This is a genomic window from Paenibacillus sp. S-38 (assembly GCF_049942825.1).
Classification (GTDB): domain Bacteria; phylum Bacillota; class Bacilli; order Paenibacillales; family NBRC-103111; genus Paenibacillus_G.
In genome coordinates this window covers 6,965,321-6,982,493 of the sequence record NZ_CP187970.1, presented here as the reverse complement: position 1 = coordinate 6,982,493, position 17,173 = coordinate 6,965,321, and the positions used below count along the sequence as shown (strand labels likewise).

Here is a 17,173-nt window from a genome sequence, read left to right as displayed (position 1 = left end):
CCCGGGGAGTCAACGGACAAGAAAGATGGGGATTACACGTGCTTCCATACGGTTTGCAGGAAATATTGGCGGTCGCCCTGGCTGCGATTGTCATCGACTGGGTGATCGGGGATCCGCAGTGGAAGTGGCTGACGCATCCGGTCGTCTGGATCGGCCGGCTGATCCGCCTGCTGGAGCGGGGGCTGTACCGGACGCCGGGAGAGGCCGGGGGGGACCTGCTGACGCTCCGCTTGCGCGGGCTGGCGCTTACGCTGATCACGATCGCGGCGGCCTACGGTGCGGTGTGGGCGATCTGCCGGGCGGCGGAGAGCATTCACCCCTTGCTCGGCTATGCAGCGTCGGGCTGGTTCATCTCTACGACGATCGCCGTCAAAGGCCTGAAGGACGCCGCGATGCTTGTCTACCGGCCGCTCCGCTCGGGCAGCCTGGAGGAGGCCCGCAAGTACGTGGGTTATATCGTCGGCCGGGACACAACCCGGCTGGAGGAGCCCGAGATTACGCGGGCAACCGTGGAGACGGTGGCGGAGAATATCGTCGACGCGTTCGTCTCGCCGCTGGTATTCGCGCTGCTCGGCGGAGCTCCGCTGGCGATGCTGTACCGGGCGTCGAATACGCTCGATTCGATGGTCGGGTACAAGAACGACAAGTACCTGCACTTCGGCTGGGCGTCGGCCCGGTGGGACGATGTGCTGAACTGGCTCCCCGCCCGGTTGACGGGCGGGCTGCTGGTGGTGTCAGCCTGGCTGACACCGGGGCTGTCCGCAGCACGTGCGGCGAAGGCCGTCCGGATCTTCGCCCGGCTGCATCCGAGCCCGAACAGCGGCATTCCCGAATCGGCCGTAGCCGGAGCGCTCGGTATCGAGCTCGGCGGGGTCAACGTGTACCACGGCCGGACGAGCGAGCGGGCCCGGATGGGCTGGCCGCTGCGGACCCGGGAGCGTGGAGACATTCTGCGCACGGTCGGGCTTTTATATAAAGTAAGCTATCTGGCGGCGGGGGGATTGCTGTGCGCACTGCTTTGGATTACATACGCGGGATAGGAGGGGCGGCTGCGGCCGCTTTTCAATTTTTGTCGAGGCTGCCGGTTCCCGTCACGCTCGATTACAGCGGAGGACTGTTCCGCCGCAGCGTCGTCTTCTATCCGCTGGTCGGTGCAGTGCTCGGCGCGATCCTCTGGGGAGCGGGGGCGGCGCTGCAGGCCGTACTGCCCCCACTGCCGGCCGCTGCGGTGCTGCTGGCCCTGTGGGCTGCACTTACCGGCGCGCTTCACCTCGACGGGCTGATGGACACGGCGGACGGGGTGCTCAGCCACCGCTCCCGGGAACGGATGCTCGAGATCATGAAGGACAGCCGGGTCGGCGCGATGGGCGTGGTCGTCTGTGTGCTGGTGCTGCTCCTAAAGTGGTCGTTTCTGGCCTCGCTGCTGGAGCGGGGCGGGGGGATGGCGCTGCTGCCTCTGGTGCTGCTGTGGAGCCGCTGCATGATGGCTGCAGCCCTGATCTGCTGGCCGTATGCCCGGAAGGAGCAGGGCGGCGGCATGGGCAGCCTGTTCGACGGACTCGGCTTCCGCCACCTGGCGGGCGCCGCCGGGCTGGCTGCGGTACTGACGGCGGCTGCGGGCTGGTGGCTCTGGGGGGCAGGCGGCGGAGGGGCCGCACTGATGACGGTATTGGCACTTCTGCCTGCTGCGGCTGCCGCAGGTTGCGCCCTTATGGGCGCCTATCTGCACCGCAAGCTGGGCGGGCTGACCGGCGATACGTATGGCGCGATCAATGAAGGGGTAGAGACGCTGCTGCTGGCTGTATGGGTCGGCATGACAGGCTTTTAGGAGGCGAAGGGGATGTTGGAGAAATACGGGCACGGCGGGGACCTGGAGACGGCGGCGGAGAAGTACGGAAGGCCGCCGGGAGCGTTTGTCGATTACAGCTCGAATATGAATCCGTTTGGTCCTCCGGCGGCGGTGGGACATATTCTGCGCACCCGCTGGCAGGAGGCGGCCGCTTATCCGGACCCGGCGGCCAGGGAACTGACGCGCCGGCTTGCGGCGAAGCATGGCGTGGATCCGGCGTGCATCCTGGTCGGCAACGGGGCTGCAGAGCTGATCGATCTGGCCGTGCGGGTGCTGCGCCCGGCGGTCACGGGACTGGCCCGCCCCTCGTTCAAGGAATACGAGGATGCGGTGCGGAAGACGGGCGGGACCGTCAGGGATATCCCCTTGAGGGAGGAGCATGGCTTCGAGCTGCAGCTGGAGGATCTGGAAGCGGCAGCCCCTCACTGCGACCTGCTGTTTCTCGGCTCGCCGAACAATCCGACCGGGCGGCTGCTGCCGCAGGCCGTGCGGGAGAAGCTTGCCTTAGGCGCGCTTGCGGCGGTCGTCGATGAAGCGTTCCTCGACTTCCTGCCGGAGGAAGAGGAGCTGTCGCTTGCCGCCGCAGCGGCGGGGAGCCCCTACCTCATCGTGCTGCGTTCGATGACGAAATTCTATGCGATTCCCGGTCTGCGGCTCGGCTACGCCGTCGCGCATCCGGACCGCATCCGGGCGATGAAGGAGCTGCAGGTGCCGTGGAGCGTCAATGCGTTCGCCCAGTGGATCGGGGCGGCGGTCCTGGAGGACCGCTCGTACGCCCGGCGGACGCTCGAGTGGCTGCCGGGAGCAAGGGCGGAGCTGCTCGCGGGCTTGCGGCAGCTGGGGGTGCTCGCATGGGACAGCGATACGAATTATGTGCTGTGCTCGCTGCGGGCGCTTGGTTGGACCGGGCGCAGGCTGCAGGAGGCCATGGGTCGAAGAGGCATCCTTATCCGCGACGCCTCGTTGTTCCCGGGCCTGGACGATTCCTTCGTCCGGCTGGCGGTGAAGCTGCCGGAGACCAACTGGCGGCTGCTCGCCGTACTGGCGGAGGTCTTCGCGGAGAAGCAGCAGCGGGAACGCAGCGGTGCTGCTGCCGTGACCGGGGGGGCCGCTCACGCTCAGGAGGCGGCTTTCGCGGTCAAGCCGGCAGCGGGCCGGTATGCCGGGGGATTGGCTGCTGCAGGGCCTTCTGCGGTGAAGCCGGCAGCGGACGGCCCGCTCTCCACTGCGGGGGGAACCGTGGCAGCCGTGCCCTCCCGCCGCCGGGGATCCGTCGTCATGCTGCAGGGCACGGCTTCGGACGTCGGCAAGAGCTTGCTGACCGCAGCGCTCTGCCGCATCCTGCTGCAGGACGGCCGCCGGGTGGCGCCGTTCAAGTCACAGAACATGTCGCTGAACTCGTACGTAACGCCGGACGGCAAGGAGATCGGCCGTGCCCAGGGGATGCAGGCCGACGCCTGCCGTATTCCCGCGACGACGGACATGAATCCGATCCTGCTCAAGCCGAAAAAGGACATGGTGGCGCAGGTCGTCGTCCACGGGAAGCCGTATCAGGATCTTGATGCCCGCACCTATAGGGAGCGCTATCTTCCCGAGGCGGAGGGCGTGGTCAAGGAAGCGCTGGAGCGGCTGCGCACCGTTCACGACGTGGTCCTGATCGAGGGGGCGGGCAGTCCCGCCGAGGTCAACCTCAAGGACCGCGATATCGTGAACATGCGGCTGGCGGGCTGGGCGGACGCCCCAGTGCTGCTCGTCGCGGATATCGACCGGGGCGGCGTGTTCGCTTCGCTCGTCGGCACGCTCGAGATCCTGACGCCGGAGGAACGTGCCCGCGTGCGGGGCTTCGTGATCAACAAGTTCCGCGGGGACGTTACGCTGCTGAAGCCGGGGGTCGACTGGCTGGAGGCGCGCACGGGCATCCCGGTGCTCGGGGTGATCCCGTACCTGCCGCAGCTTGGTCTCGAGGACGAGGATTCCGCCTCGCTCGAGCGCAAGCTGGCCGAGACCGCGCGCAGCGGCCCTCCGGTGAAGCTGCCGCCGGACATCCTTGACATCGCGGTCCTGCGCCTCCCCCGCATCTCCAACTTCACGGATGCGGATCCGCTGGCCTTTGAGCCGGATGTGCGCCTACGGTTCGTCTCCTCGCCCGAAGACTTCGGGCAGCCGGATGCCGTGATCATCCCCGGCAGCAAGAACACGGTCGACGACCTGCTCTATCTGCGCTCGAGCGGGCTGGACCGCAAGCTGCTCGCTTATGCCGCAGACGGCGGCTTTGTCACCGGGATCTGCGCCGGCTATCAGATGCTCGGGGCACGGCTGCTTGATCCCCTGCTTGTCGAATCCGACAAGCAGGAGATCGAGGGACTCGGCCTACTGCCGACCGAAACGGTATTCGCCGCTGAGAAGCGGACTGTCCGGGCCTCGGGGATCTCGAGGCTCTACGGCGGATTCCCTGTGGAGGGCTATGAGATCCACATGGGCCGCACGACCTTCCTGGAGCCGGTGGAGCATCCGTTCCTGCTGCAGGAGGAAGGCTCCGCAGGTCTGCCGGATGGAGCCGCCATGGCTGGGGGTCGTGTCTGGGGCACGTACCTGCACGGCGTGCTGCACAGCGACGACTTCCGGCGCGCCTGGCTGAACCGTGTACGCGAGAGCCGGGGACTCGGGCCGCTGCCCGCCGAGCTGCGCTTCACCGAGCGGCGGGAGGCCGCCTTCGACCGCTTGGCCGAGCATGTGCGCTCCCACTTGGATATGCAGCGGTTGTATGAGATGATACAGGAACAGGAATCTGCCATTCTTACTTAGGGAGGGACTACGCATTGCGCATCTATACAAGAACGGGTGATGCCGGCCAGACCGGTGTCATTGGAGGGCGCGTCGACAAGGACGACGTCCGGGTGGAAGCCTACGGGACGACCGATGAGCTGAACTGCTTCGTCGGGCAGGCGATCGGGTTCCTGGACCCGCAGCGGGACGCAGATCTTGCAGCCGACCTGCTGGAGATCCAGCACGAGATTTTCGACTGCGGCTCGGACCTTGCCCTGCTGAAACAGGAGCTGCGGCCGTACAAGGTGACCGCGGAGATGGTCGACCGCCTCGAAGCATGGATCGACAAGTACGACGCCGAGACGCCGGATATCAAGCGGTTCATTCTGCCGGGCGGCTCGCTCGCTTCCTCAACCCTGCACGTCTGCCGTACGGTATGCCGCCGGGCTGAGCGCCGGGTGGTGACGCTGGCCCGCACCCAGCCGATCAACGACGAGGTGCGCCGGTACCTCAACCGGCTGTCCGACTTCTTCTTCACGGCCGCCCGGGTGGCGAATCACCGCGCCGGAGCACCGGATGTGGAATATGTGAGAAGTGCTGAGGTGTTCCGGCGCAAATCATGACCTACTACAAACCGCTCCAATACATTGTACCGCCCGAGGATGAAGGCATGCTTCTCAAGACCGTGCTCCAGAACCGGATGGGGCTATCCCGCAAGCTGCTCTCCCGCCTGAAGCTGACGGAGGAGGGCATCACCGTGAACGGGGAACGCCGCTACATCAGTGTGAAGGTGAAGGCCGGGGACCGGGTCGCCGTACGGATGGAGGTCGAGGCCTCGGATGACATCCTGCCTCAGCCGATGCCGCTGGACATCCTCTATGAGGATGACGAGCTGCTCGTGCTGAACAAGGAGGCGGGACGGATCGTCCACCCGACCCACGGCCATTACACGGATACGCTGGCGAACGGCGTCGTGCATTACTGGCAGGAGCAGGGGAAGAGCTTCCGCTTCCGGCCGATCCACCGGCTCGACCAGGAGACCTCCGGTACCCTGGCCGTGGCCAAGAACCCGTATGTCCACCAGCAGATTTCCGAAGAGATGCAGACGACGGGTCTCAAAAAAGAGTACCTCGCCTTCGTCCACGGACAGCTGGAGCCGGACGAAGGGACCGTCGATCAGCCGATCGACCGCGATCCGGAAGCGCCGCATATCCGGATCGTGACGCCTTCGGGCTACCGCTCGGTGACCCATTACCGGGTCGAACGCCGGTTTGCGGACGCGACCCTGGTCCGCCTGTGGCTGGAGACCGGCCGCACGCACCAGATTCGCGTACACATGCGGCACCTCGGCCATCCGCTGCTTGGCGACAAGATGTACGGGCCGCCGGAGGAAGAGGGAGCCTTCGGGCTGCAGCGCCATGCGCTGCACGCCTGCCTGCTCGGCCTCACCCATCCTGTCCGGCGGGAGTGGATGGTGTTCGAGGCGCCGCTGCCAGAGGATCTGCAGCAGCTGCTCCGGCAGCTGGAGGGCGGGGAGTAAGGCTGCCCGGCCCGGCGAGAGCAAATCCGGGAGTATACCGTCCCACGCCAAAAAAGACCGTATCGGACTTCCAGGGAAGTATCCGGCACGGTCCTTTGGCATGCTTGGAAGCGGTAGGAGTTCGAGAACCCGGTGCCGTGGGATCGGCGGCACGAGATCCGCTTGCATAGGCGTCATCCCAGCCATCTGCTGCTCGGCGATAAGACATACGAGGTGGAACACCGTGCGCTGCCCAGCTGCCCGACTGACCGTCCCGCTCGGAGGGCTTAACGGATACGAGGCTCCGCCGCTGCAGCACCTGCCCGCCCCGTTTTACTGCAGCATCCCTACATACTCCTTCAGTGCCAGGGAGAACGAATCCTGGGCGCCGGCCGTCGGAATCCACAGGCGGCTGGTCATGCCGCCGTCATACCGGCTGATCTTGTAGTCGACCGGGTAAGGGAGCACTTCGACGCCTTGTTTGCTGAAGTGCTTGATCGAGCGGGCCATGTGGAAGGCGGAGGTGACGAGAATGGGCTTCCGGAATCCCTGCTGGTCGAGCAGCGCCTTGGAGTTGCGCGCATTCTCCTGGGTCGTACGGGAGGCGTCATCCAGCAGAATAGCCTTCTCGGGGACGCCGAGGGCGATCAGCTTCTGCTTGGACAGGCGTCCCTCGTTCACCGTATCCTCATAGACCTGGCCGCCCGAGATGAGAATCGGGAGCGGCTTCTTGGCGTAGAGTTCGGACACGGCGACAACGCGGTGCAGCGTGGAGCCGCTGAGGTGGCCGGTGGCGCTGATGTCCGGCGTGCCGCTGACGCCGCCGCCGGTCAGCATGACATACACATCGCCCTCGACCGCCTTGGGCGGATCGTAGCGGTCCTCGATGGACTTCAGGAGTCCTTCGCCTGTGAGCGGAATCGACATGAAGTAGAAGAGCAGTGCCGCAGCTGCAAGCACGATGCCGGCCGAGCGGCGGACACGGAAGTACAGCCAGGCTCCGAGGAGCAGCAGAATCAGGATGTAGAGACCTGGAGGGAAGAGGAAGCTGTAGACTAGTTTAATGACATAAATCATGGGGGACTCCTTACGGTTTCTGGGGATTGGGGAAGAGGTCCGGGAGAAAACCGGCGCGCACGCTTCGCCCATTTCCATTATGTTCCGTGCGCGGCGCATTTTCAACAAACCCTATATGGAACACTCAATCCCCTTTACCTCAACAGCCTGAATCGCAACAGCCTGAATCGTAACAGCTTCAATCGTAACAGCTTCAATCCAATAACCTTCAAGGGCACAGTATTTGCAGGCGGAAGGCGTTCGTCGGTATAATGGGATGGAATGCCGGCAGGCTAACGAAAGATAAGGATGGTAATTCACCCCATGAATGACTCGAAGCTTAAAGTATATCAGTATCCCCAGTGCGGGACCTGCCGCAGCGCGGTCAAGTGGCTCAAGGAGCATGGCTGGGAAGTGGACGCGGTTCATATTGTGGAGCAGCCGCCGACCGTGGAGGAGTTGCGGGAAATCATCACGCGAAGCGGCCTCGATATCAAAAAGTGGTTCAACGTCTCCGGCGAAGTCTACAAGGAGCTCGGACTGAAGGATAAGCTGCCGGGGCTCAGCGAGGAAGAGAAGATGGCGCTGCTTGCATCGAACGGCAAGCTGATCAAGCGGCCGGTTGTCATCAGCGGCAGCCAAGTGACGGTGGGCTTCAAAGCCGATCAGTACGAGGAAGCCTGGGGCAGTCGGGGCTAATACGAGCAAGTTGAGGAGCGTGAAGCCTGTTGCAGCAGCGACAGAAACCAAAGAAGCAAACTCCCCTGTGGTACATCGGGGCAGCGGCCATGTTTATCTTGAGCCAGTTGAAGACGCTGATCCCCCTGCTCAAGTTCAGTAAGTTCGGCGGTACCTTCCTGTCCATGCTGATCTCGGTTTGGTTTTATGCGATGTTCTATACATGGAAGTTCGCTGTGGGGTTCGTGTTTCTTCTCCTGGTTCATGAGATGGGACACGTATTCGCCGCCCGGCAGAAGGGGCTTCCCGTATCGGCTCCCATGTTCATACCGTTCCTAGGGGCGCTGATCAGTATGAAGCAGCATCCGCGCGATGCGGCGACGGAAGCTTACGTGGCCATTGGAGGACCCGTACTCGGTACGGTCGGGGCACTTGTGTTATACGGAGTGGCTTTATATTCGGGAAGCCCGCTGTTCTACAGTCTGGCCTATTTCGGATTTTTTCTGAACCTGCTCAACCTGCTCCCGATTCATCCATTGGATGGAGGAAGGATCTCCACCGCCGTCACCCGCTGGCTGTGGCTGGTCGGCCTGATTGGCGGGCTTGTCGTGATTTTCTATCTGAAGTCCATTCTGTTCTTCATTATCTGGGCGATGTTCGCCTATGACCTCTACAAGAAGTTCGTCAGCAAGAAAAAGGCCGCGCAGACCCGCGTTATGGGCGCGAGCTTCGAGGTGGCCGCAGATCCGCTGATGGAGCAGGGCTACCTTATTCCGGGACCGGAACATAAGCGCGACCTGCCATTCCTCACCTATTCGGATCTGGAGGGCCAGCAGCACGTGAAGGTATACTGGGAGGGGCTCGATTTCACCGGCTCCATCCCCTTGATGGAACAGGGCTTAATCAAGCGTGTTCACGTCATACAGCTGGAGCGCAAGCAGAAAGAAGACGGACTCTATCTCATGATCCACTGCCAGGTGGAGTACACGAAGTATGAGAATGACGCCTACTACGACGTCTCTCCCGCTACCCGCTGGAAGTACGGCATTGCGTATTTGCTGCTCGCCGCGTTCCTGTTCGTGATGATGAGAGAGGTCCATGAAGTGCCCGGTCTGCGTCTTCGCTGACGCGCGGGCTCTTCCTTTGAAGCAGGCATGTCCTATACGAAAAAAAGGTTGGGTGGATATGACGAAGAGGCAGTCGAAGCGTTTGGCCGAACTGGGTTCGGCCATTTTTTCTGAAGTGGCGCAGTGGAAGAAGGAAGTGCAGGCCGGCGGTGTCGACGTCATCGACCTGGGAATCGGAAGCCCGGACCGGGGGCCGTCCGAGCGGGTGCGCGCCGCTCTGGCCGAGGCGGTGAGCGACCCGGGACAGTACGGCTACCCCACGTCCGAAGGCAGCCTGTTCTTCCGGCAGACCGTCGCGAAGTGGTACCGCCACCGGTTCGGTGTCGAACTCGACCCGGAGCGCGAGGTCGTGACGCTGATGGGCTCCCAGGACGGGCTCGCCCACCTGGCGATGGCGGTAACGGATCCGGGCGACACTGTCATGGTGCCCGATCCGGGGTATCCGATCTATGCGGCGAGCCTAGTGCTGGCCGGTGTCGAACCGTATTTTCTGCCGCTCCGCGCGGAGAACGGGTTCCTTCCGAAGCTCGGGGATATTCCCGAGGAGACGGCCCGGCGGGCGAAGTTCATTCTGCTCAACTACCCGAGCAACCCGCTGTCGGCCGTGGCGACGAAGCCGTTCTTCGAGGAGCTCGTGCAGTACGCCAAGGCGAATGACCTGCTCATCGTCCACGACGTGGCTTACTCCGAGATGGCGTACGACGGGTTCCGGCCGCCGAGCATCCTGGAAGTCGAGGGGGCCAAGGAGGTCGCTGTCGAATTTCATTCCTTGTCGAAAAGCTTCAACATGGCCGGCTGCCGCATCGCCTTCATGGTCGGCCAGCCGGATGCGGTGCAGGCGCTGCGCATCCTGAAGTCGAATATCGACTACGGCGTCTTCCTGCCGGTCCAGCGGGCCGGGATCGCGGCACTGGAGGAGGACATGGAGCCGGGCAGCGTCTCCGTAGCCGGCTTGTACGAACGGCGGCGCGATCTGGTGGTGGAAGGGCTGCGGGCGGCCGGGTGGGAACTGCCGAAGCCGCAGGCCACGATGTTCATCTGGGCGCCGATTCCGGAGGGCTGGACATCTCGACAGATTTCCCGGGAAATGCTATATTCCGCCGGTGTTGTCGTAATTCCGGGCGACGCTTTCGGCCGGGAAGGCGAGGGCTATGTCCGTATTGCTCTCGTTCAGGAAGAAGAGCGCCTGCAGGAAGCGGTCCGCCGAATCGGGGCTTTTTTGCAGACCGCCGGACACCGCACGGGCACGAACTCATAGGGATTGTGCAAAGCCGTCTCTCTTGCTCCTAAGAGAACGGCTTTTTTTCGTACGGCTTGAGCCGAGGGGTGTCGCGATTTCTAACTCCGCCTTGTCGCCATATTGCAATATCCAGTACAGGGCAATTCTGTTACGATGAAGGCAAGGTCACGTACATAACAGGAGGGAATATCTATGTCCAAGAAGCTTCGAATCGGTATCGTAGGGTGCGGAGGAATCGCGAACGGCAAGCATCTGCCGGCGCTTGCAAAGCAGGATCGTGTAGAGGTTGTCGCTTTTTGTGACATTATCTTGGAGCGGGCGGAGAAAGCGGCGGCGGAATACGGAAGCGAAGACGCGAAGGTGTTCGAGGACTATACGAAGCTTCTTGAAGACGCTTCCATCGATGCCGTGCATGTTTGTACGCCGAACGACTCGCACGCGGAGATTACCATTGCGGCGCTGGAGGCCGGCAAGCACGTGATGAGCGAGAAGCCGATGGCGAAGACGGCGGCGGATGCGCGCCGGATGCTGGAGGCGGCGGAGCGGACGGGCAGGAAGCTGACCGTAGGCTACAACAACCGCTTCCGCCCGGACAGCCTGTATCTGAAGCGGCTCTGCGAGGACGGCGAGCTCGGCGAGATCTACTATGCCCGGGCGCATGCGATCCGGCGCAGGGCCGTGCCGACCTGGGGCGTGTTCCTCGACGGGGAGAAGCAGGGCGGGGGCCCGCTGATCGACATCGGCACGCATGCGCTCGACCTGACCCTCTGGATGATGGATAATTATGAGCCCAAGGTTGTGCTCGGCACCGCATTCCACAAGCTCTCGTCCAAGGAGAATGCGGCGAATGCGTGGGGGTCCTGGGATCCGGCGAAGTTCACCGTCGAGGACTCGGCTATGGGGATGATCGTCATGAAGAACGGGGCTACGATCCTGCTGGAGTCGAGCTGGGCGCTCAATACGCTGGATGTGAAGGAAGCGAAGTGTACGCTGAGCGGAACCGAGGGCGGTGCCGATATGGAGGACGGCCTGAGGCTCAACGGCGAGAAGCACAGCAAGCTCTACACCCACAAGGTGGAGCTCGGGACGAAGGGCGTCGACTTCTATGACGGTAAGACGGAGAAGGCGGAGGATACCGAGATGCGGCACTGGATCGATGCGATCCTGAACGACACGGATCCGGTCGTCACCCCGCGCCAGGCGCTCGTCGTCTCTGAGATTCTGGAGGCGATTTACGAGTCGTCGAGGACCGGGCAAGCCGTGTACTTTGATTAAGAACCCGGACGGGGAAAAAGGAGGCAGGTGCGATCATGATTCGAGTAGCGATGCTGAGCTTCTGGCATGTGCATGCCAAGGATTACGCCAAGCAGGCGCAAGAGCATCCCGGCACGGAGATTGCGGCCGTATGGGACGAAGAGCCGGAGCGCGGACGCAGGGAAGCGGAAGCCCGCGGGGTGCCGTTCTACGCCAGCCTGGAGGAGCTGCTGGCCCGTCCAGAGATTGACGGGGTTATCGTAGATACGCCGACCCATTTTCACCGGGATGTGATTATCGCAGCGGCCCGTGCAGGCAAGCATATCTTCACCGAGAAGGTGCTGGCGGCGACCCAGAAGGAGGCGGTAGAGATCCTGCAGGCCGTGGAGGCAGCCGGGGTCAAGCTCACGGTCTCCCTGCCCCGCCTCAATCACAGCTACACGCTGGCGGTGCAGGACATTCTCGCCCGCCGGCTGCTCGGCGAGCTGACGCTGGTGCGCACGCGCCTCTCCCATAACGGCGCAGTCTCCACGGAGCAGTCGCCGGACGGCTGGCTTCCCGGCCATTTCTTTAACCGGGAACAGTGCGGAGGCGGCGCGCTGATCGACCTCGGCTGCCATCCGATGTATCTTGCCCGGCTGTTCCTCGGAGAGCCGGAGAGCGTATCCGCTCACTACGGCTATCTCACCGGGCGTGAGGTGGAGGACAACGCGGTGGCCGTGCTGCGCTACCCGAACGGGGCGCTTGCCGTGGTCGAAGCCGGCTTTGTCAATGCGCACTCGCCGTTCGTGATCGAGGTGCACGGCACGGAGGGCAGCCTGCTGTTCTCCTCGCACGACAACCGGCTGCTGCTCCGCTCGAATGCGGCCGGGGAGGGATCCGAGCGGGAGTGGCAGGTGCAGCAGCTTCCGGCGGAGCTTCCTTCCGCGTTCCACCAATGGGTGGTGCATATTCAGGAGAATACGAGCGCGGAAGAGAACATTGCGCTGGCGCTGGAGCTCACCCGGCTGATGGAAGCGGCGAACCGTTCGGCTGGCACGGGGGCGGCGGTGCTCTTGAGCGAGCTGCCGTCATGAGCAGCCAGACCCGCACCGGCGCTAAGCCGTACCCGTTCGAAGTGATGCTCGAGAATCCGAGTGCGCTCGACCGGCTCGACGTGCAGTTCCGCTGGGGGGACTATGGCATCCGGATGCTTCGCTTCCATCATACGTCCTTCCCGCCGGGGCGCACCGTCCAGTTCCACAAGCATTCGGACTTCGAATTTCACTTCATCCCTCGGGGCAAAGGGAAGGTGATTCTGGGCACCGAGCCCTATTCCCTGCACGAGGGACTGATGTACCTGACGGGCCCGGGCCTGCTGCATTACCAGGAGGCCGACGCAAGCGAAGCGATGGATGAACTCTGCCTCCACCTGGATATCCGCAGGCTGGAGCGAGGGCCTGAATCGGACGGCGAAGACTGGGGGGAGAGCTGGGAGCGGCAGGAGGCGCAGGCCTGCATCCGGCAGCTGGAGCAGCTGCCGCCCCGCCCGGCTGCCGACAATTACCGGGCGATGGAATGCTTCCTGACCGCCTACCGGGCCTGGCATGAGAACCAGCCGGGCGTGATGACCGTCATCAAGCAGGCGATCGTCCAGATCCTGCTCCGCGTGGCCCGGGCTTACGATGCGCCGCCCCAGCCGCTGCTGCCGTCCCGCGATATGAAGCATTACCGCTACGGGCTGGCCGTCCAGTTCATCCAGGACAATTACATGGCTCCTTTGACGCTCGAGGTAGTGGCGGAGCGGGTGCAGGTCAGCCCCCGGCAGCTGCAGCGGATCTTCCGCGAGCGGACGGGCGGCACGTTCAGCGAGTATATCGAGAGCGTCCGTCTCTCCCGGATCTGCAGCGAGCTGGCGGAGAGCGATCTGACGATGGACCAGCTCGCCGTACGGTGCGGCTTCTCGAGCAGCAACTACCTGCATTATGTATTCAAGCGCAGGCTGGGCACGACCCCGATGCAGTACCGCCTGCAGTACCGGGAACAACGGCAGCCGCAGTCCCAATCGAGGTAACTTAGGAGCTCGGAAGCGATCGTCCGGACACCCCCTTTCGCACAGGTCACAGCCAGGCCAAGCCTGCGGCTGGACCTGCCGCAAAGGGGGTTCTTTTGGCTGTATAAAGGAAAATCCCGGCGTCTTCCATAAGCGGACTAACCATTCGTGCCGTGGATCATCAGCATGCCTAATGGTTTGTAGTATTTTCAAAAATATCGAAGGGGGAGGGGGCGGTTTATGGTATAATGGGACTATCTTGTTAGAAATGGGAGTGCGAAACCGGCAATGATGGAAGAACAACGCAAGCTGCTGATCGTCGACGGAATGGCTCTGTTGTTCCGGGCGTACTACGCGAACGCGTACGGCGGATACATCCGCAGGACGTCAACCGGGATACCGACCAATGCGGTATACGGATTTTTCAAATATTTTCTCGATGCGGTCCAAACGTTCAAGCCCACGCACGTCATCTGCTGCTGGGATATGGGGAGCAAGACGTTCCGCACGGAGCAGTATTCGGGGTACAAGGCGAACCGGCCGGAAGCCCCGCTGGAGCTTATCCCGCAGTTCGATCTTGTGAAGGAGGCGGTGGCGAGCTTCGGCGTGCCGAACATCGGCTTCGCGGGGTACGAGGCGGATGACTGCATCGGAACGCTGGCAGGCTGCTTCGGCCAGGAGATGCAGGTGATGATTCTGACCGGGGACCACGACATGCTGCAGCTGGTGAGCGGACAGGTGAGCGTGATCATCATGAAGAAAGGCGCTTCGAACTATGCGGTCTATACGCCGGAAGCGCTGCTGCTCGAGAAGGGGCTGACCCCGCAGCAGTTCATCGATCTCAAGGGGCTTATCGGCGATACCAGCGACAACTATCCGGGCGTGAAGGGGATCGGCGAGAAGACGGCGTTGAAGCTGCTGCTCGAGTATGGGAGCATCGAAGGGATCATCGAGAACCTGGAGAGCCTGCCGAAGGGCGTACGGGCTAAAATATCGGCGGATCTCAAGATGCTGCATCTCTGCCGGGACCTGGCCAGAATCCGCTGCGACGCGCCGGTGGCCTGTTCGGTCGAGGACAGCTGCTGGAATCCCGATACGGATACGGTGCGCAGCAAGTTCGTCGAGCTCGAGTTCAAAGGGCTGCTCGGAGAGCTGCGCTGGATCGGGGCGGCGGTTTCTTAACCGCCGGGCCTGTCCGGGGCCTTGATTTGGACGGGCGTTTTCGGTATGATAACGACAAAAACAGGCCATTTGGATGAAGTTTCCTTCCATACCTTGGCTGCAGGGAGGCATGAGACTGGGTGCAAAGATACGCCAAGGAATCACGATGCTATAAAACATCCCGGATCTTTCCTACGGACGTGAACAACCATAATACCCTGTTCGGCGGCAAGCTCATGGCTTATATCGACGATATCGCTTCCATCGCGGCCACGAAACACTCCCGGTGCAGCGTGGTGACGGCTTCGACGGATTCGGTCGACTTCCTGTCCCCGGTAAGGCCTACCGATTCGGTCTGCCTCGAAGCCTACGTCACCTGGACGGGCCGCAGCTCGATGGAAGTGTTCGTGAAGGTATCGACGGAGGATCTGCTCTCGGGCAGGCGCAAGATTGCGGCAACCTCGTTCCTGACCTTCGTAGCCCTGAACGCCGAGGGCAAGCCGGTTCAGGTTCCGCAGGTGGTTCCCGAATCCGAAGAGGAGCGTAAGCTCTTCGAAACGGCGGATGCCCGGGCGGAGATGCGCCGGCTGAGGCGCGAGCAGAGCCGGAACTTTGCGGATGTGCTCACCACGACCTTCCCTTGGGAGACATAGGAGTGGTGCCGCAATGAAACTGGACATATCCGAGAAATCGCTGCCGGTCTATGAAGCGCTGGCCAGCGGCGTGCGGCTGCAGATGATCCGTCTGCTCGCCGTGAAGCCCATGAACGTCAAGGAGCTTGCCGGAGCTCTCGGGCTCAGCTCCGCCATCATGACGATGCACATCAAGAAGCTGGAGCGCGCCGAGCTCATCAAGACCGAGATGTTCCCGGGCAAAGGGGGCGCCCAGAAGGTGTGCTCGCTGAATGTGGACTCGCTGCATATCGAGTTCCCGCAGGGGGACAGCGTGCAACAGTCGTACTATGAGACCGAGATCGGCGTAGGCCATTACACCGACTTCGAGATCCAGCCGACCTGCGGTCTGGCGACGAGGGACAAAATCATCGGGGAATACGACGATCCCCGCTTCTTCCTGTCTCCGGAGCGCTTCGATGCGAGGATTCTCTGGTTCGGGCAGGGGTACATAGAATACAAGGTGCCGAACTACATGCTCGGCAACGAAACGCCGACCAAGCTTGAAGTCTCGCTTGAGCTCGGCTCGGAAGCGCCGGCGAGCAATAACGACTGGCCTTCCGACATTCACTTTGCTTTGAACGGCGTGCCGCTTGGCGCGTGGACTTCGCCTGGCGACTTCGGAGGCCGCAAGGGGAAGTACACGCCGGAATGGTGGTCGATCGACTGCAATCAGTACGGCCTGCTCAAGGTGCTGCGCATCGATGCGGAAGGCACGTTCATCGACGGCTACAAGGTGTCGGATGTGACGCTGGAGCAGCTCGACATCCGGCGGAAGCAGTGGACGCTGCGGCTCACCGTGCCGGAGGATGCCCAGAATGTCGGCGGGCTGACGATCTACGGGGAAGGCTTCGGCAACTACGACCAGAATATCCTGTTCCGTCTGTTTTACGAGAAGGTTCGCGACTAATACCCTTGGTTCCTGTGGGAGGAGAGAGTGGATATGAGCAACATTAACGTATGGGAGAACGCCGAGCCGGGCGTCAAACGCAAGATTTTTGAGCCGGGCGCGGGCATCATGATGATGGAAGTGCACTTCGAGGAGGGGGCGGAGGGGTATATTCACAGCCATCCGCACGAGCAGCTGTCCTACTGCCTCAAGGGTCGTCTGGAGTTCACCATCGACGGGGAGAAGCAGGTCGTATCCGCAGGTGAGACGATCTACATCCCGAGCGGCGCGAAGCACGGCTGCCGGGCGCTGGAGCCGAGCGTGCTGCTCGATTCCTTCACGCCGGTGCGCGAGGATCTTGTGAAACGTTAAGATTCGCAGCACTTATCCTTTTTGAATTGGAAGAGATCGCTTGGAACGAATAAAAACGCGCATCGTCCCGCTTGGGAAGGTGCGCGTTATTTGTTTACCGGAGGCAGGCCAGCGGTGAGTGCTTTATCCGGCGGGCAGGGCTAAATATCCGTGAAGTTAATCGGACCGATCACTTCGGTCAGGAATTCGCGCAGCTCGGCGGCCTCTTCGTCGGACAGCTTGTACGCATGCTCCAGGTAGCCTTCCTCCTCGAGATCGTCGGGCCCGATCACGCAGGTCTTGCCGGTCTGCAGATCCGTCACGAGCTTCTTGCCGTAGAAGCGGTTCGTCGTGGTGATGGCCAGGTCGAACCGGCGCAGCGATTCCCCTACTACACAGACGAAGCGGGTCGTCGTTTCTTCCGTGCCGTCATACAAAAAATCAAATTCCGACATGCCGTTTCCTCCGTTCCTCCTGCAGCGGGGCTGCAGATATTCCAACCGCATCATTATAACAGATTCTCCGAAGACGTGGCAAAATCGGGCGCATGGCGGCCGGGGCAGGGGCTGTTGGCCTGCAT

17 protein-coding genes are annotated in these 17,173 nt (G+C 62.4%); 15 read left to right on the top strand and 2 right to left on the bottom strand.

Annotated elements, in window-relative coordinates; genetic code table 11:
- Positions 1-38: 38 nt before the first annotated feature.
- From cbiB to ACP26L_RS30445, 5 genes are read left to right on the top strand one after another with little or no spacing between them, the layout of a single operon-like run.
- Positions 39-1,040, top strand: coding sequence for an adenosylcobinamide-phosphate synthase CbiB (gene cbiB / locus ACP26L_RS30465; RefSeq protein WP_426455159.1), 1,002 nt, complete (start codon positions 39-41; stop codon positions 1,038-1,040).
- Positions 1,019-1,828 (top strand): adenosylcobinamide-GDP ribazoletransferase, encoded by an 810-nt coding sequence (cobS, locus tag ACP26L_RS30460; protein WP_426449189.1) that lies wholly within the window; start codon positions 1,019-1,021, stop codon positions 1,826-1,828. The genes cbiB and cobS overlap by 22 nt, the downstream gene beginning before the upstream one ends.
- A gap of 12 nt (positions 1,829-1,840) precedes the next feature.
- Positions 1,841-4,654 (top strand): cobyric acid synthase, encoded by a 2,814-nt coding sequence (locus ACP26L_RS30455; RefSeq protein ID WP_426449187.1) that lies wholly within the window; start codon positions 1,841-1,843, stop codon positions 4,652-4,654.
- A gap of 14 nt (positions 4,655-4,668) precedes the next feature.
- Positions 4,669-5,238 carry a cob(I)yrinic acid a,c-diamide adenosyltransferase gene (locus ACP26L_RS30450; RefSeq protein ID WP_426449185.1) on the top strand — a complete coding sequence of 190 codons (570 nt, stop codon included), beginning with the start codon at positions 4,669-4,671 and terminating at the stop codon, positions 5,236-5,238.
- Positions 5,235-6,155 carry an RluA family pseudouridine synthase gene (locus ACP26L_RS30445; protein WP_426449183.1) on the top strand — a complete coding sequence of 307 codons (921 nt, stop codon included), beginning with the start codon at positions 5,235-5,237 and terminating at the stop codon, positions 6,153-6,155. The genes ACP26L_RS30450 and ACP26L_RS30445 overlap by 4 nt, the downstream gene beginning before the upstream one ends.
- A gap of 312 nt (positions 6,156-6,467) precedes the next feature.
- Here the strand turns inward: ACP26L_RS30445 and ACP26L_RS30440 are convergent, their stop codons facing one another.
- On the bottom strand, positions 6,468-7,211 hold the full coding sequence (locus ACP26L_RS30440) for a YdcF family protein (protein WP_426449181.1): 744 nt from the start codon (positions 7,209-7,211) through the stop codon (positions 6,468-6,470).
- Between the two features lie 303 nt (positions 7,212-7,514).
- Between ACP26L_RS30440 and ACP26L_RS30435 the strand changes: the two genes are divergently transcribed.
- From ACP26L_RS30435 to ACP26L_RS30390, 10 genes are all read left to right on the top strand, one after another.
- The gene (locus tag ACP26L_RS30435; RefSeq protein WP_426449179.1) at positions 7,515-7,889 is read left to right on the top strand and encodes an arsenate reductase family protein; all 375 of its coding nucleotides are present in this window, start codon (positions 7,515-7,517) and stop codon (positions 7,887-7,889) included.
- Positions 7,890-7,918: 29 nt separating this feature from the next.
- The gene (locus ACP26L_RS30430; RefSeq protein WP_426449178.1) at positions 7,919-8,995 is read left to right on the top strand and encodes a site-2 protease family protein; all 1,077 of its coding nucleotides are present in this window, start codon (positions 7,919-7,921) and stop codon (positions 8,993-8,995) included.
- Positions 8,996-9,053: 58 nt separating this feature from the next.
- Positions 9,054-10,253, top strand: a complete 1,200-nt coding sequence (locus tag ACP26L_RS30425) for an aminotransferase class I/II-fold pyridoxal phosphate-dependent enzyme (RefSeq protein WP_426449176.1) — start codon at positions 9,054-9,056, stop codon at positions 10,251-10,253.
- 174 nt (positions 10,254-10,427) lie between these two features.
- On the top strand, positions 10,428-11,510 hold the full coding sequence (locus ACP26L_RS30420) for a Gfo/Idh/MocA family protein (protein ID WP_426449174.1): 1,083 nt from the start codon (positions 10,428-10,430) through the stop codon (positions 11,508-11,510).
- 35 nt (positions 11,511-11,545) lie between these two features.
- Positions 11,546-12,565 (top strand): Gfo/Idh/MocA family protein, encoded by a 1,020-nt coding sequence (locus ACP26L_RS30415; RefSeq protein ID WP_426449172.1) that lies wholly within the window; start codon positions 11,546-11,548, stop codon positions 12,563-12,565.
- Positions 12,562-13,542 carry a helix-turn-helix domain-containing protein gene (locus ACP26L_RS30410; RefSeq protein WP_426449170.1) on the top strand — a complete coding sequence of 327 codons (981 nt, stop codon included), beginning with the start codon at positions 12,562-12,564 and terminating at the stop codon, positions 13,540-13,542. The genes ACP26L_RS30415 and ACP26L_RS30410 overlap by 4 nt, the downstream gene beginning before the upstream one ends.
- A 267-nt stretch (positions 13,543-13,809) precedes the next feature.
- Positions 13,810-14,703, top strand: coding sequence for a 5'-3' exonuclease (locus tag ACP26L_RS30405; protein ID WP_426449168.1), 894 nt, complete (start codon positions 13,810-13,812; stop codon positions 14,701-14,703).
- A 179-nt stretch (positions 14,704-14,882) separates the two neighbouring features.
- Positions 14,883-15,335 (top strand): acyl-CoA thioesterase, encoded by a 453-nt coding sequence (locus tag ACP26L_RS30400; protein WP_426449166.1) that lies wholly within the window; start codon positions 14,883-14,885, stop codon positions 15,333-15,335.
- 13 nt (positions 15,336-15,348) lie between these two features.
- On the top strand, positions 15,349-16,263 hold the full coding sequence (locus tag ACP26L_RS30395; RefSeq protein ID WP_426449164.1) for an ArsR/SmtB family transcription factor: 915 nt from the start codon (positions 15,349-15,351) through the stop codon (positions 16,261-16,263).
- Positions 16,264-16,296: 33 nt separating this feature from the next.
- Complete coding sequence (locus ACP26L_RS30390) at positions 16,297-16,614, top strand: cupin domain-containing protein (protein WP_426449162.1); 318 nt, start codon at positions 16,297-16,299, stop codon at positions 16,612-16,614.
- 140 nt (positions 16,615-16,754) lie between these two features.
- Here the strand turns inward: ACP26L_RS30390 and ACP26L_RS30385 are convergent, their stop codons facing one another.
- On the bottom strand, positions 16,755-17,048 hold the full coding sequence (locus tag ACP26L_RS30385; RefSeq protein ID WP_426449160.1) for a DUF3055 domain-containing protein: 294 nt from the start codon (positions 17,046-17,048) through the stop codon (positions 16,755-16,757).
- Between the last annotated feature and the right edge of the window lie 125 nt (positions 17,049-17,173).